General features: G+C 69.5%; 12 protein-coding genes and 1 tRNA gene. 8 read left to right on the top strand and 5 right to left on the bottom strand.

The features are described from left to right. Positions 1 to 120: 120 nt before the first annotated feature. Together D458_RS0105715 and D458_RS0105710 are read right to left on the bottom strand one after the other, a co-directional pair. Positions 121 to 819, bottom strand: coding sequence for a response regulator transcription factor (locus tag D458_RS0105715; RefSeq protein ID WP_017585763.1), 699 nt, complete (start codon positions 817 to 819; stop codon positions 121 to 123). Then, entirely contained in the window at positions 816 to 2,009 is a 1,194-nt protein-coding gene (locus tag D458_RS0105710) for a sensor histidine kinase (RefSeq protein ID WP_017585762.1), read from the bottom strand. The genes D458_RS0105715 and D458_RS0105710 overlap by 4 nt, the downstream gene beginning before the upstream one ends. Before the next feature lie 124 nt (positions 2,010 to 2,133). Between D458_RS0105710 and phoU the strand changes: the two genes are divergently transcribed. From phoU to ispF, 3 genes are all read left to right on the top strand, one after another. Next, positions 2,134 to 2,796: a phosphate signaling complex protein PhoU gene (phoU, locus tag D458_RS0105705; protein WP_017585761.1), complete on the top strand. Its 663-nt coding sequence runs from the start codon at positions 2,134 to 2,136 to the stop codon at positions 2,794 to 2,796. Positions 2,797 to 3,201: 405 nt separating this feature from the next. Continuing rightward, positions 3,202 to 3,684: a CarD family transcriptional regulator gene (locus D458_RS0105700; RefSeq protein WP_026116638.1), complete on the top strand. Its 483-nt coding sequence runs from the start codon at positions 3,202 to 3,204 to the stop codon at positions 3,682 to 3,684. Positions 3,685 to 3,719: 35 nt separating this feature from the next. Continuing rightward, positions 3,720 to 4,190, top strand: a complete 471-nt coding sequence (ispF, locus tag D458_RS0105695) for a 2-C-methyl-D-erythritol 2,4-cyclodiphosphate synthase (protein ID WP_193374597.1) — start codon at positions 3,720 to 3,722, stop codon at positions 4,188 to 4,190. Between the two features lie 303 nt (positions 4,191 to 4,493). Here the strand turns inward: ispF and D458_RS0105690 are convergent, their stop codons facing one another. Beyond that, a complete protein-coding gene (locus D458_RS0105690) occupies positions 4,494 to 6,599 on the bottom strand; it encodes a hypothetical protein (protein ID WP_051049601.1) in 2,106 nt (701 codons plus the stop codon). 386 nt (positions 6,600 to 6,985) lie between these two features. On the opposite strand from D458_RS0105690, the gene cysS reads away from it, so the two are divergent. From cysS to D458_RS0105675, 3 genes are all read left to right on the top strand, one after another. Further along, the gene (gene cysS / locus D458_RS0105685; protein ID WP_017585758.1) at positions 6,986 to 8,389 is read left to right on the top strand and encodes a cysteine--tRNA ligase; all 1,404 of its coding nucleotides are present in this window, start codon (positions 6,986 to 6,988) and stop codon (positions 8,387 to 8,389) included. Between the two features lie 193 nt (positions 8,390 to 8,582). Further along, positions 8,583 to 9,560: a 23S rRNA (guanosine(2251)-2'-O)-methyltransferase RlmB gene (rlmB, locus tag D458_RS0105680; RefSeq protein ID WP_017585757.1), complete on the top strand. Its 978-nt coding sequence runs from the start codon at positions 8,583 to 8,585 to the stop codon at positions 9,558 to 9,560. Between the two features lie 87 nt (positions 9,561 to 9,647). Further along, positions 9,648 to 9,720 (top strand) — tRNA-Thr (locus D458_RS0105675). Positions 9,721 to 10,141: 421 nt separating this feature from the next. Here D458_RS0105675 and D458_RS0105670 read toward each other — a convergent pair. Both D458_RS0105670 and D458_RS0105665 read right to left on the bottom strand, forming a co-directional pair. Further along, the gene (locus D458_RS0105670) at positions 10,142 to 10,795 is read right to left on the bottom strand and encodes a response regulator transcription factor (protein ID WP_017585756.1); all 654 of its coding nucleotides are present in this window, start codon (positions 10,793 to 10,795) and stop codon (positions 10,142 to 10,144) included. Further along, a complete protein-coding gene (locus D458_RS0105665) occupies positions 10,783 to 12,012 on the bottom strand; it encodes a sensor histidine kinase (protein ID WP_239647898.1) in 1,230 nt (409 codons plus the stop codon). The genes D458_RS0105670 and D458_RS0105665 overlap by 13 nt, the downstream gene beginning before the upstream one ends. A gap of 310 nt (positions 12,013 to 12,322) precedes the next feature. Here D458_RS0105665 and D458_RS0105660 point away from each other — a divergent pair, with 310 nt between their 5' ends. Both D458_RS0105660 and D458_RS0105655 read left to right on the top strand, forming a co-directional pair. Continuing rightward, positions 12,323 to 12,565 carry a hypothetical protein gene (locus D458_RS0105660; protein WP_017585754.1) on the top strand — a complete coding sequence of 81 codons (243 nt, stop codon included), beginning with the start codon at positions 12,323 to 12,325 and terminating at the stop codon, positions 12,563 to 12,565. Between the two features lie 571 nt (positions 12,566 to 13,136). Then, the gene (locus D458_RS0105655; RefSeq protein WP_017585753.1) at positions 13,137 to 14,495 is read left to right on the top strand and encodes a serine hydrolase domain-containing protein; all 1,359 of its coding nucleotides are present in this window, start codon (positions 13,137 to 13,139) and stop codon (positions 14,493 to 14,495) included. Positions 14,496 to 14,538: the final 43 nt, after the last annotated feature.

Below are 14,538 nucleotides of genomic sequence, written 5' to 3'. Positions count from 1 at the left end.
CCCGGGAGCGGCACGGCCGCCACCCGGGACACGGGAGGTTGGAACTCGTCGGAACTCGAAGGAGCGCCGGGATGAGGAAGGAATCGGCAGGGGGATGATCTCCCGTGCCCTGCCTCTGCCCTACTCCACCTCGACGGTGACCGGCTCGAACTTGTAGCCCAGACCGCGCACCGTGACGATGTACCTGGGACTGCTCGGGTCCTCCTCGATCTTCGCGCGCAGCCGCTTGACGTGCACGTCGAGGGTCTTGGTGTCACCGACGTAGTCGGCGCCCCACACGCGGTCGATCAGCTGCATCCGGGTGAGCACCCGCCCGGCGTTGCGCAGGAGCACCTCCAGCAGCTCGAACTCCTTCAGCGGAAGCTGCACGTTGTCGCCGCGCACCGTCACCACGTGCCGCTCCACGTCCATCCGGACGGGACCGGCTTCCAGTGCGGCGGGCAGCACGACCTCGTCCTCGCCCCGGCGGCGCAGCACCGCGCGGATGCGCGCCACCAGCTCACGGGAGGAGAACGGCTTGGTCACGTAGTCGTCGGCGCCCAGTTCCAGACCGACGACCTTGTCGATCTCGGAGTCCTTGGCGGTGAGCATGATCACGGGGACGTTGGACTTCTGCCGCAGCGTCCGGCACACCTCGGTGCCCGACAGCCCCGGCAGCATCAGGTCCAGCAGCACCAGGTCGGCGCCGGTCCGGTCGAAGGTCTCCAGAGCGACGGTCCCGGTGGGGGCCACCGCGACCTCGAAGCCCTCCTTGCGCAGCATGTACGACAGGGCGTCGCTGTAGGACTCCTCGTCCTCTACTACGAGTACGCGCGTCACTGTGCCGTCTCCTGGTGGTTGTCGTTCCGGGACGCGTCGAGCTCCCGGTTCTCGGGTCTGGGCAGACGCAGTGTGAACGTCGACCCCGACCCCTCCTTGCTCCACACGGTCACTTCTCCACGGTGGTGGGTCATGATGTGCTTGACGATGGCCAGGCCCAGTCCGGTACCACCGGTGGCCCGGCTCCGAGCGGCGTCCACACGGTAGAACCGCTCGAAGATCCTTTCCAGGTCCTGCTGGGGGATTCCGATCCCCTGGTCGGCGACACTGACGTCCACGCTGGTCCGCGAGATCCCGACGGACACCGCGACCCGCGTGTTCTTCGGACTGTAGGCGACGGCGTTGGCGATGAGGTTGCGCAGGGCGGTCCCCAGCATCGCCTCGTCGCCCAGCACCGTCAGTCCCTCGGCGCCGCTTCCGACCAGCTCGATCCCCTTGGCGTCGGCCGGCATGCGCACCGTGTCGATCGCCTCCTCGACGACCGACTCCAGGTCCACCGGGGCGGGTTCGGCGATGGGCTCGGCACCCTGGATGCGGGAGAGCGTGATGAGGTCCTGGATGACCGCCGTGAGCCGGGAGGCCTCGGTCTGCATGCGCCCGGTGAAGCGGCGCACCGCCTCGGGGTCGTCACTGGCATCCTGTACGGTCTCCGCCAACAGGGACAGCGCACCCACCGGAGTCTTGAGTTCGTGCGAGATGTTGGCCACGAAGTCGCGGCGGACGGCCTCCACCCGGCGGTGTTCGGTCTGGTCCTCCGCGAGCACCAGCACCAGGCCGGTGCCGCCCAGCGGGGCGACCCGCACGGCGAAGGACGTGGCGTCGGGGCCGAACTTGCGAACGGCCACCTCGATGTCGGTCTCGCGGATCACTCCGTCGCGCCGGACCTTGCGGGCCAGCGTGAGGAGTTCGCCTATGACCAGTTCCTCTCCTCGGACGATGCCGAAGGCCCGGGCCGCGGAGGAGGCGCGCAGCACCCTGTCACCGGAGTCCAGGACCACGGCGGAGGAGGGCAGCGCGGACAGGACCTCGGCGATCCCGGGCGGGAGGGTGTTTCCGTCGTGTCGTGGTGACGGTGGCTCCTCGCGTGTGGTTCGCGTACGGAAGAGAGGGCTGGCGGCGACGACGCCGATGGCGACGCCCACAACGAGCCCGATGATGCCGACAACGGCGGCGAGAAGTTCCCCTTGCACGGTTCGATCGTAAACGTGCGGACTGGGGCTTTACCCGGTCAGGGCACGCGACACAACCGAGGTTCTTCCATCGTTCACCAATTCTTGGCCGATTCTTCAAACACAGACTGGGAGCATTGACGCCATGCGCGATACGTATCACGAGGACCTTGACAGCCTGAGCGAACGCCTCGTCGAGATGACCAGGCTCGCCAGACACGCCGTCGCGCGTGCCACCACCGCTCTGCTGGACAGCGACCTGAACGCTGCCCAGGAGGTGATCTCGGGTGACGAGGAGCTCAACAGCCTCGACCAGGAGATCGAGGACACCGCCTTCAGCCTGATGGCCCGGCAGCAGCCGGTCGCCTCGGACCTGCGGACCATCATCACCTCCCTGGCGATGCGCGGTGACCTGGAGCGGATGGGTGACCACGCCGTTCACCTGGCGAAGATCGCCCGGCGCCGCCACCCGGACTCGGCGATCCCCAAACCGGTCCGCTCCATCGTCCTGGAGATGGGCCACCAGGCCGAGCTGCTGGTCACCAAGGCCGGCGAGGTGATCCTGGAACGGGACCCGGACACCGCCCTGGAACTGGACAAGGACGACGACAAGATGGACCGGCTGCGGCGCAAGCTGCTGCAGCGCATCCTCGCCCCGGGGTGGGAGTACGGGGTGGAGGCCACCATGGATGTGACCCTGGTGGGTCGGTTCTACGAACGCTTCGGTGACCACGCGGTGCACGTCGCGGACAACTTGGTCTACATGGTGACGGGCGAGAAGCGTGAGGATTACGAGCCCGAGAGCTGACCCCCGGCCCGTCCGGACGCGGCCCGGTCCGGCCGGGGCGCGGCCGGGTGCGTCCGGGGAGCGCTCGGCGGGTGCGGACGGGTTGGCCGGGGCCGGAGATCCGGACGGGTCACGGGTTGGTCAACCCGATCCGAAAACGTGACCTATATCGCTACGAGCCCTCGCGGAGGGTGGTCGGGCGGGGGTGCACCCTACCCTGAACCGGGCCGCTCCGCGGCCGCACTTCGGCTGGCCAGCGGGGGTGGAGGGCTTCCGGGGCCGCTCCGACCGGCTGTCCGGTACTCCTCGGGTACACTTTGTCAAGCCCTAAAAAGTGTGGTCTGACCTGCGTGTTCGTAAACCTGATAGGTACGTTAAGTCACAGATTCATGGTATCCTTGTGGTAGCGGAAGGGGTACCTGTCACATGACTTTCAAGGTCGGCGACACTGTTGTCTACCCCCATCATGGGGCTGCTCGTATTGAAGCGATCGAGACTCGCACCATTAAGGGCGAGGACAGAACCTATCTCGTTCTGAGGGTTGACAAAGGCGATCTGACGGTGCGCGTGCCGGCTGCGAACGCCGAGGATGTCGGCGTTCGTGACGTGGTGGGGCAGGAGGGCCTGGACAAGGTCTTCGAGGTGCTGCGTGCGCCTCACACCGAAGAGCCCACCAACTGGTCCAGGCGCTACAAGGCGAACCTGGAGAAGTTGGCGTCCGGTGACGTCAACAAGGTCGCCGAGGTGGTTCGGGACCTGTGGCGCCGGGACAAGGAGCGCGGTCTGTCGGCGGGCGAGAAGAGGATGCTCGCCAAGGCGCGGCAGATTCTCGTCAGCGAACTCGCACTCGCGGAAAAGACCAACGAGGACAAGGCGGAAGCCCTCCTCGACGAGGTTCTGACGAGCTGATAACAAGTCGCGGAATCACGTAATTCATGACGAAAATGCCTCGGGTGGGCGTCGGAACCGACGTCCACCCGTTTTCTCCTGGACGAACACTTTTTCTCGCCGGTTTGGAATGGCCGGGAGAAGACGGTGTCAGCGGCCATTCCGATGGTGATGTCGCCGCCCACGCGGCGTGCGACGCCCTGCTGTCCGCCTGCGGACTCGGCGACCTCGGTTCGAACTTCGGCACCTCCGATCCACGGTGGAAGGGCGCCTCCGGCGCCGCGCTTCTCACCGAGACCGTCGCGCGCGTGCACGCGGCCGGTTTCGAGATCGGCAACGTGGCCGTCCAGATCATCAGCAACCGACCCAAGTTCGCTCCCCGGCGCGACGAGGCGGAGAAGACGCTCTCCGAGGTCGTGGGTGCGCCGGTGAGCCTCTCGGCCACCACCACCGACGGCCTGGGCCTCACCGGCCGCGGTGAGGGCATCGCGGCCGTCGCCACGGCGCTCTGCGCGCCCAGGGACTGACGTACGCAACTGAAGCGGCCCCGCGCCAAGCGGGGCCGCTTCTGTGCGTCTGGGGTCGCCTGAGGCTCCCTGAGGCCCCTCCGGCCGAGTCCCGGGTGACCGGGCTCCGTGGCCAGGACCCCGGGTGGTCGGCCTTCGCGTGGCCGGTGGCCCCGTAGTCGGTATCCGGTCCGTGACACTGCGCCAGGCCAGCGGGCCGAAACCCGCTCCCGGCCCGGGCCGGGCAACACCCCCGGAAACAGGTCGGCCCCGGAACCCGCGGGGTTCCGGGGCCGAGGCCGTGCGTCCGGTGTCCGCCCGGGTTCAGCGCTCGTCCGGGCGCAGCGGCTCGCTGCGGACCCGCCGGGAGGGCGGGCCGGAGGCGAAGTCCGGCAGGGGCGGGCGCTTCGGCTTCAGGACCATCGGGCGCTTCCGCAACGGCTCTCCCGACCCGGGCGCGGGACGCGTCATCCGCTCCGTCACCTGCTCGGCTTCGGGCTCGGGCTCCGGTTCGGCTTCGGGCTCCGGCTCGTACCGAGCCACCGGCTCGGGCTCCGGTTCGTACCGAGCCACCGGCTCCGGCTCGGGTTCGTACCGAGCCACCGGCTCCGGCTCCGGTTCGGGACGTGCGGCGCCGGGCGGGACCGAGCCGAGGTGGAAGGCAGCGCGCACCTCGGGACCGGTGTCGTGGTCCAGGGCCGGGGCGGTGTCCTCGGCGGACTCGGTCGCCATCCCCACCAGGGGGGCGGGTTCGGCGGGGGAGTCGTCCTCAGGTGGGGTCCACACCGGCGGCACGTAGTCGGCCAGGGAGGAGGTGCCCGCGTCGTCGGAGGGCGGTTCCCACAGGTCCCCGGCCGCCGGCCCGGGGGTCGGTTCGGGTGCGGTCCCGGACTCGGGAGCGGCCTCGCTCTCCCCCGCCCTGGGCAGGTCCTCGACCTCGGGCAGCGGGTCGGCCCCGGCCTCCTCCGGGGGCCACAGCTCGACGGTGTCGTCGAAGGGGTCGGTGTCGTCGAACGCCTCGACGGCGGCCTGTCCGGGCTCGGACGCCGGCTCGGGTGCGCGTTCCGGATCGAACCCGGGCCGGGGAGAGGGGTCGGCGGCGACCGGGGCGGGAACCGGCGCCTCCGCCTCGTCCGTGCTCGGGTCGGCGATCGGGGAGTCGTGTTCGAAGCCCTCGTCGGCCGGCTGTTCCGGAACCACCACGGCCTGTTCGGCCCCGGCGTCGTCCCAGGCGGTGTCCTCGGCCCCGGCGGCCGCGTTCGGCTCCGGTGCGGGGGCGGCGGCGCCGGGTACCACCGGCGGCTCGGCTGCCGCCCGCTTGATCGGATTGCCACTGCCCCGGGCCCGGCGGGGGAGGGGCAGGGTGGGCACGGACGCCTCGGCCAGGTCGTCCGGCTCCCCGGCCTCCGCCTCCGCCTCGGACCGGTCCGTGGCGGGGATCGGTTCGGTCGGGTCCTCCGGGCCCGCCGGGTACACGGCGTCGGCCTCGTCCGCCGCGCCGTCCCTTCCGTACCAGGCGGCGAGGCGGCCCACCGAACCGGTCTCGGCGAGGTCCTCCTCCGCACCTTCGCGTTCGGCCCTCTCGAGCTCCTCACGATCCTCGCGCGCACGCCTTTCGAGCTCTTCCCGCTCCTCGCGCTCCCGGGCCTCGCGTTCCCGCGCGGTCCGTTCGCGCTCCTCGCGTTCGAGGCGCTCCTTCTCCCTCTGCTCCGCGCGGTCGCGGCGCAGGGTGGAGGTGCGGGTGGGCAGCGGGGCCGCCTCGGGGAGGGTGTCCTCCCCGTCCCGGCTGTCCGCGGTGTCCGGGGTGGTGCCCTCCGCCTCCGCCCGGGCCTCCGAGAGGACCTCGCCCCGGTCGGCGGCCGGCTCAGCGTCTTCGTCGTTCCTGTCGGCCTCCTCGGAACCCAGCCGCAGCAGACGGGTCTTGAGTGCCTCCGGTTCGTGCGCCTCCCGCACCCGCGCCTCGTCCACCTGTGTCCCGGGGCGGCTGCGCAGCACGGTGGCGCGGTCGTCGGAGGGCTTCGGACGGGGACGCGCACCGTTGCCGCGCCTGCGGATGTGCGCGCGCACGGCCATCCACAGCAGGAAGGCCACCAGCAGGGCGGCCAGCGGTGCGACCGCCACCACCACCTGGACGATCCTCGGCTGGTTCGCGCCGAGGGACTCGACCAGCCCCATGCTGTTCAGCACCATCGGCACCGCCGCGGCGAGGATCAGCAGGGGGATGAGGACGACGTCCACCCAGAGGCGTTCCCCCGGTGGCGCGGCGCGGAGCACGTAGCTCACCCAGAAGGCCATGAGGACCAGCAGGGTGAAGGTCACCGGGAAGACGTGTGCGAGGAAGGTGCCTTCCTCGTGCACGAGCAGGGCGAACCGGTAGATGCCGTTGTAGGCAATGACAAGGGCGCACAGGGCGATGACACTGACGAACACGGCGCCACCGACGAGAGCTCCGGCTCCCGCGCCGCGACCCGCGGTCCGACCGTTCCGTGTCCCTGTCTCGGGGGCGTTGTTGAAAGGGGCCATCGTCATCGCAGCGTAGTCGAGCCGGTGCCGCTAACACGAGATTCCGGCCGATTCCGGCTGCTTCCCGACGCCGTTGTCCAAGGGCGTTCTGGGGTGCTCTGTCGTGGTTGGCGGAGGGTGTCGGCCGATCCTCCGCCGAGGCCGGCCCGGAATGTCGGGTCATCTCACATGCGGGTGAACCCAATACGGCTCATCCCATATGAGTTCTCTGTGCTGTCCGGAGCGCGTCGAAGCTGATGGCAGTCACTGGTTTGTGACGTCCGTGCGAAGGGAAAGCGGATAGTCTTGACAACGTGAGTCTGCGCTTCTACGACACCAGTGCCCGACAGGTCCGAGACTTCACCCCGATCCGTGAGGGGTGTGCCTCCCTGTACCTGTGTGGTGCCACGGTGCAGGCACCGCCCCACATCGGCCACATCAGGTCGGGGGTCAACTTCGACATCCTGCGCCGTTGGCTGACCCACCTCGGATACGAGGTCACGTTCTGCCGCAACGTCACGGACATCGACGACAAGATCATCAGGGTCGCCGCCGACGAGGGTGTGCCGTGGTGGCAGGTGAGCGAGCGCAACCAGCGCGCCTTCACCTGGGCCTACGACACCCTGGGCTGCCTGCCGCCCACCGTCGAGCCGCGCGCCACGGGCCACGTGCCGGAGATGATCGAGCTCATGCGGCGGCTCATCGACGCCGGGCACGCCTACGCGGCCGACGACGGTTCGGGTGACGTCTACTTCGACGTGCGCTCGCACCCCGCCTACGGCGAGCTCTCCAACCAGCGCCTGGACCAGGTCGTGGAGTCCTCCGACTCCGACCCGGACCGGGACAAGCGCGACCCGCGCGACTTCGCCCTGTGGAAGGGCGCCAAGCCCGGCGAGCCCAGCTGGGAAACCCCGTGGGGGCGCGGCCGACCGGGCTGGCACCTGGAGTGCTCCGCCATGGCCACCAAGTACCTGGGTCCCAGCTTCGACATCCACGGCGGCGGACTCGACCTGATCTTCCCGCACCACGAGAACGAGCAGGCGCAGTCGCGCGCCGCGGGCGACGGCTTCGCCCAGTACTGGCTGCACAACGGCATGTTGAAGGTCGGCGGCGAGAAGATGGCCAAGTCGCTCGGCAACTCGATGCGGATCCCGGAGATGGTCGAGAAGGTCCGCCCGGTGGAGCTGCGCTACTACCTCGGCCAGGCCCACTACCGGTCCACCATCGACTACTCCGAGGCCGCCCTCCAGGAGGCCGCGACCGCCTACCAGCGCATCGAGGGCTTCCTCACCCGGGCCGTCGAGGTGCTGGGCACGGTCACCCCGGCCGCCGGCGTCCCCGCCGAGTTCGCCGAGGCGCTCAACGACGACCTCGGTGTCTCGCAGGCGCTCGCGGTCGTCCACGGGCACGTGCGCGAGGGCAACACCGCACTGGGCTCCGGTGCCAAGGAGCGGGCCCAGGAACTCGCCTCCGAACTGCGCACCATGCTCGGCGTGCTGGGTCTGGACCCGCTCGGCGAGCAGTGGTCCGGCGGCGGTGACCAGGGTCTTTCCGAGGTCGTGGACGCCCTCGTGGCGGTCGCCCTCGAACAGCGCCAGGCCGCGCGCGGGCGCAAGGACTACGCCGCCGCGGACGCCATCCGCGACCAGCTGGCCGAGGCCGGTGTGGTGGTGGAGGACACCCCGCAGGGACCCCGCTGGGACCTGCGCCACGGCTGAGGGTTCGACACGGGTTCTGATCGGGGCCGGGACCGGGGGGTTTCCCGGCCCGGCCCCGAACGCATACCGACGCGTGTGGTAGCGCGTCGGCATTAGGCTGGGAGTTTGCCGCCGCCCATCGGCGTCGCGGCTACCCCATCGGCCGGAAGAGTTCTTCCGGCATGCTCGCAAGACGTAACGGGAGGCGGCGACCATGCCGGCGAAGAAGAACAAGAAGGGCCCCACGAAGGGCAGTGGCGGTAAGAACCGTCGTTCCCTGGAGCCCAAGAGCGGCACCCTGCCCGCGTCCGAGCGCCACTGGTACGACGGCAAGCAGCGGCACAAGGCCAACAAGCGCGCCACCCAGACCGGTGGGCCCGAGGGTGCCTCGGACAGCCCCCGCAAGGACCGCTCGCCCAACCGGCCGGACAACTCCGACCTGCTGATCGGCCGCAACCCGGTCGTCGAGGCGCTGCGCGCGGGCATGCCCGCGACCCGCCTGTTCCTGGCCAACAGCCTCGACCCCGACGACCGCGTCAACGAGGCCGCCAAGCTCGCCGGCGCCCAGGGCGTGGACGTGGTCGAGGTCAACCGCACCGACCTGGACCGCCGCTGCGAGAGCAACGGCCTTCCCGGGGCCACCCACCAGGGCATCGTCCTGCAGGTCCGCCCGTACCAGTACTGGGCGGCCGAGGGCCTGCTCGACAAGGCGCTGGCCTCGGACACCCCGCCGCTGATCGTCGCCCTGGACGGGGTCACCGACCCGCACAACCTGGGCGCCATCGCGCGTTCGGCCGCGGCCTTCGGCGCGCACGGCCTGCTCATCCCGGAGCGGCGCACCGCCAGCGTGACCATGTCCGCGTGGAAGACCTCCGCCGGAACCCTGGCCAAGCTGCCCGTCGCCCAGGCCACCAACCTGACCCGCGCCCTGGAGGGCTACAAGAAGGCCGGGCTGTTCGTCGCCGGCCTGGACGCCGGGGGCGACACCCAGCTGCCCCAGCTCGAGCTGGCCACCGGCCCGCTGGTGATCGTGGTGGGCTCCGAGGGCAAGGGCCTGTCCCGCCTGGTCCGCGAGGTCTGCGACGTGGTCGCGAGCATCCCGATCAGCGGCGCCGAGTCCCTGAACGCCTCCGTCGCCGCCGGTGTGTCCCTCTACGAGGTCGCGCGCCGCCGCGGAGCCGAGGCCGAGTAACCTGGTCACCGGTGCCGAGTAGGCCCCTCGGCACCGGAACCGGTACGATTCTCCGTGGACGTACCGAGGCTTCGACCTCGGCGGTCGGCCAGCGTAGCTCAATTGGCAGAGCAATCGCCTTGTAAGCGATAGGTTAGGGGTTCAAGTCCCCTCGCTGGCTCTCACTTTGCCTGACCTGGGACAACTCCCCAGGCGACACCTACACCACGTAGCCTCGTCGCCTGGAGAGCTATCGCCTATGGGTACCCAGCGTGTTCGTCGAGGGCCGCGCAACATGGCCGCCGGACCCCTGAACCTCCACATCACGTCCAACGCCTGCGCACCTTCGTGCGGAGAAGCCGAATCCTCTCCGTGAACAGAGGCCGGAGGGGAACGCGATCAGCGTCGCCTCCCTGAAAGCCGGTACTGCATCGCTTTTCCCGCCGACCATCCCCGCTGTGGCCGTATCCGGGGAGGATCCGAAAAACCGCGGACGATCGAGTCATGGGTCAGCTTTATGTACCCGTGAGCCATTGTTCGTCAGGGCGACTCGGACGGGTGGTCCCGCTCGTCGCCGAGCGCTCGCCTGTCGGCGGGCCGGTTCAGGTGCGGTTGGAGTCGAGGTAACGCAGCACGGCCGCCACGCGCCGGTCCGACCTGTCGTCGGGGGACAGGCCGAGCTTGCCGAAGATGCTGCGGATGTGCTTGTGTACCGCCCCTTCGGTCACGAACAGCTGCTTCGCGATGGCCGTGTTGCCCAGGCCCTCGGCCATGAGCGCCAGCACGTCGCGTTCGCGCGGGCTGAGCTTGCTGAGAGCCTCGTCGGCCTTCTGGTGCACGAACAGCTGCGTGACCACCTCGGGGTCGATCACGGCCTGGCCCTCGGCCACCCGGTGCAGGGCCTTCAGGAACTGGTCGACCCGGCCGACCCGTTCCTTGAGCAGGTAGCCGATGCCCGAGGCGCTCACGGCCATCAGGTCGCTGGCGAAGGACTGCTCGATGTAGGCGGAGAGCACCAGCACCGGCAGCCCGGGGTGGAGCTCTCGGATGCGGATCGCCGCCCTGATCCCCTCGTCGGTGTGGGTGGGCGGCATCCGCACGTCCATGATGGCCAGGTCCGGGGCCTGCTCGGTCACGGCGCTGATCAGGGCGTCGGGATCGCCGACCGCGGCGGCGATCTCGAACCCCTCCCCCCGGAGCAGCGCGGCGAGCCCTTCCCTGAGGAGCATGTCGTCCTCGGCGATCATGATGCGCACGGCAGCTCCGCGTGCAGGTGGGTCGGTCCGCCGACCGGGCTGGTCACGATCAGCGACCCGTCGTGCGCCTCGACCCGTGTGCGGATTCCGGCCAGCCCCGTGCCGACGCCCTCCTGGGCCCCACCGCGACCGTCGTCGTGGACTTCGATGTGCAACCTGTCTTCCCTTCCGGTGACGCTGACGCGAGCGCGGGTGGCCCCGCTGTGCCGGGTGATGTTGGTGATGGCCTCGGCCACGACGAAGTAGGCCGTGGCCTCGATGCTGGAGGCGTACCGGTCCAGACCCCGAACCGCTACGGCACAGGGCACCGAGCAGCCGCCGGCGAGCGCGTTGAGCGCGCCCTCCAGACCCCGCTTCTCCAGCACCGGCGGCAGGATGGTCCGGATCAGTCCGCGCATCTCGGCCAGGGCGTCCTCGGCAGCGGCCTGTGCCTGCTCCAGGGCCTCGTCGGCCCGTTCGGGACGGGTGCGCACGACTCGTCGCGCCGTCCCCAGCAGGATCGTGACGGCGACCAGTCGGTTCTGCGTGCCGTCGTGCAGGGACCTCTCGATCCGGCGCAGCTCGGTCGTGTGCGCCTGGAGCGCCGCGGCCCGTGTCGCGGTGAGGTGGTGGATGCGCTCGGTGAGGACGGTCTGGGAGCGGGAACCGAGCAGCCGTTTGCCGGGCAGACCCTGGAGGCGGGCCAGCGCGGGGCTCAGACCGAACATGATGGCGCACCAGGCCAGGCCCAGGAAGCCCACGGCCAGGGCGGCGGGCCAGCTGTGCACCGGAAGGCCCACCGAGGCGCCTGCGGTGTTCGGGGGCAGCAGGTGCCACCACAGGGGAAAGGTGATGTCGCGGACGGCGATGATCGGGAGCAGGACCCCGAACAGGCCGAGCGGCAGGCCGAGGACGGAGTGGCACACCAGCCACAGGGCATTGCGCCGGACCTGAACGTCGTGCTGGAGCGAGCCCAGCGCTCGGAGGGGGCTGCGCGGCACTTCCTCGCAGTAGGAGTGAATGATCTCGACTCCCCAGCGCAGGAGCCGCTCCCGCTCCCAGTTGGCCACTGTACGCAGCAGGCGCAGGGCGGCGGGGACGAGGAGCAGGCCGACCCCGGCGAGGGAGGCCAGGGCGACGGCGGCCAGGAAGAACAGGGTGAACAGCGCGGCCAACCCGGTCAGCAGGCCTCCCGAGAGCCGCTCCAGGCTGAGAAACATGTTGTGGAGACCGGTCACGGTGAGGTCCCGCAGGGGTGTGGTCGGAGCGGACCCGGTCGCTGGGCCGGGGGGTGTGTTCAGGGGGGCGGGGGGCGTGTTCGTCTCCGGCTGGGGCACAGCAGAACCCTACCCGGGCGTCCGGTCGCGGTTTCGGGCCACAGGGCAACGGCGGCCGGGAGGTACAGCCTGCTGTACCCGGGGCCGGCAGGCTGCGGGATGGCTGTCGGCGCGGGCGCGATCCTAGGCTGGTGAGCGTGCCCAACCCACGGGTCGTCATGACGGTTGTTCTCGTCCGTCCGCGCGGCCGAAAGCATCGGGAGAACATGACATGACCGACCCCTACAGGTTCTCGGGCAGCCCTGCCGGCCAGGGACGTCGAAACGATGCCGCCCCCAGGGGGCGGCGTACGGCGATTCGGGGCGTGCTGTGGACGCTGCTCATTCTCGGGGCCGCGGGTAACGCCGTCACCTCGCTGAGCGGGTTCAGCGCGCTGATCAGTCTGGGGTTCGGTCTGGTGACCGTGCTGTGTATCGTTCTGCTGATCGTGGACCACTTCCGTCACCGCAGGTGAGCGCCGGTCCGCAGGTCCAGGTCGGCCGGGGGACCCCGAGTTCCCGTTGACCCAAGAGTAAGCAAAGGGTGAGAGAATTTCTCTCACCCTTTTTCGTGTGTCGTGCTTCATATTCTGAATAATTTTCATTTAAATGGCCGGTTGTGGCCATTTCCTGCCCTTGCGCTACTCTCTCGAAATGTGACCCTGTGTGGTCTGTCGAGGTTGGTTGCGGTGCTCAATGATCTTTACTTCCTGTTTGCCTTTGTGCTGCTGTTTGTTCGGGAAGTGCGCGCGGATGTGGTTCTGCGAGGTGGGGCGGTGTGCAGAGGGTTTTCTCCTTGCCTTGGTCGGCGTTGGGAGAGGTTCGTTTTTGCTGTTCAGCGGGTCTGTGTCGTTGTCTGCATGGGGGTGGGCGCTTCCTTGGGGAAATTTTCTCGTGTGAACTTAAGGTCTTAGCCGTATGGCTTGCCATGGGGTGGGGGTATGGGTAAGTATCAGTTTGCGCTGCTGGAGTTCTGCAGGGGAGTCCTCGTTGTTGATCTTGACTCAACTTGTAAGTGCTTAAAGCTTTTATTCTTAGGAGTTGGCCTTGGAAAACGATCTGTCTGACCTGTTCAGCGGTCTGGTTCGCGAGCATTCCGTACCCGGGGCCCAGCTGTCGGTCTACCGGGAGGGCGCCCTGTACGAGCTGGCGGAGGGGGTCGAGCACACGGGATCGAGACGGCCGGTGACGCCCGCCTCCCGGTTCGCCTACGGTTCGGTGTCCAAGATCTTCACCGCCGCCCTGATCATGCAGCTGGTGGAGGACGGTGACCTCGACCTCGACGCGCCCCTGACCGGCTACCTGAACCTCCGTGGCCTGCCCGTCGGCCACCCGGCGCACGCCACCACCCCTCGCCAACTCCTCAGCCACACGGCCGGACTCGTCTCCGACCACGAAGCGGATCCGGCCCGCACCGAACCCCTGCGCCACTACGCGGCTTCCCTCCTGCGGAGCGAGCCCGTGGGCGCCCCCGAGAGTGCCTTCTCCTACTCCAACAGCGGATACGCCCTGGCGGCCCACCTCGTGGAAGCCGTCACCGGCCAGGACTGGTGGGAGACCCTGGAGTCCTACCTGGCCCTGCCCACCGGCCTCGACCTCGCCTTCGTGTACGACGCGCGTGCCCCCAGGGCATCGGGCGGCCTGGTCAGCGGACACGCCGTGGACACCGGCTCCGGCCGCGCCGAACCGGTGGACTTCCACATCGAATCCGAGATGGCCCCCGCCGGCGGCCTGGGCGGAAGCGCGACCACACTTGTCGACTTCGCCCGCGCCTTCATGACCCCGGACGACGCGGTACTGGACAGCGACATCGCGGACACCGCGGTCCTCAACGAGATGGGCCGCGCCGTCCCCTCGGCCGACCCCTTCGGCCTGGCCGACGGCTGGGGTGCGGGTTGGGCCCTCCACCTGGCGGCGGACCGCTTCTGGTACGGCCACGACGGCACCCTCGACGGCGGGACCTGCAACCTGCGCGTCGACCCCGTGGGCCGCGTCGCGGTGGCCCTGACCACCAACGGCACCACCGGGATCCAGCTGTGGGAGGCCCTGGTGCCAGGACTGGGCGAACTCGGTCTGGACGTGGGCCACTACCGGCAGCGCGCACCGGTGATCCGCTCCCAGGAGACGGGCGCGGAGGTCACCGGGCACTACGCCAATGGGGACCTCGCCGTCGAGGTCACCCGCCACGAGGACGGAGCCCTGTGGTTCACCCTCTCCAACGGCTTCTCCGGACCTCTCGTCGCCTGCGCGAACCTGGACTTCTCCGTGACGGTGAGGGACCTCGGCGACATGTCCTTCGACGGCCGCTTCCTGCGTGCGAGTGACAACCCCTCGACCATCACGGCCATGCAGTACAACGGCCGCGTCCTGCGCCGCGCGTTCGCTCCCGTGCGTTCCCGGGTCTGAGCCCCGACCCCAACAGCCACTGCTCGGTCCGACACCAGGCCAC

This window comes from Nocardiopsis ganjiahuensis DSM 45031 (assembly GCF_000341085.1).
Lineage (GTDB): Bacteria > Actinomycetota > Actinomycetes > Streptosporangiales > Streptosporangiaceae > Nocardiopsis > Nocardiopsis ganjiahuensis.
Note: the sequence above shows the minus strand (reverse complement) of the source record. Positions and strands in the feature narration are given on the sequence as shown.

Bases quoted from the DNA above. Each gene is read 5' to 3' on its own strand.
- phoU (WP_017585761.1), top strand. From the start codon at position 2,134: ATGCGCGATACGTATCACGAGGACCTTGACAGCCTGAGCGAACGCCTC.
- rlmB (WP_017585757.1), top strand. From the start codon at position 8,583: ATGCCGGCGAAGAAGAACAAGAAGGGCCCCACGAAGGGCAGTGGCGGT.
- D458_RS0105660 (WP_017585754.1), top strand. From the start codon at position 12,323: ATGACCGACCCCTACAGGTTCTCGGGCAGCCCTGCCGGCCAGGGACGT.
- ispF (WP_193374597.1), top strand. From the start codon at position 3,720: ATGCCTCGGGTGGGCGTCGGAACCGACGTCCACCCGTTTTCTCCTGGA.
- D458_RS0105700 (WP_026116638.1), top strand. From the start codon at position 3,202: ATGACTTTCAAGGTCGGCGACACTGTTGTCTACCCCCATCATGGGGCT.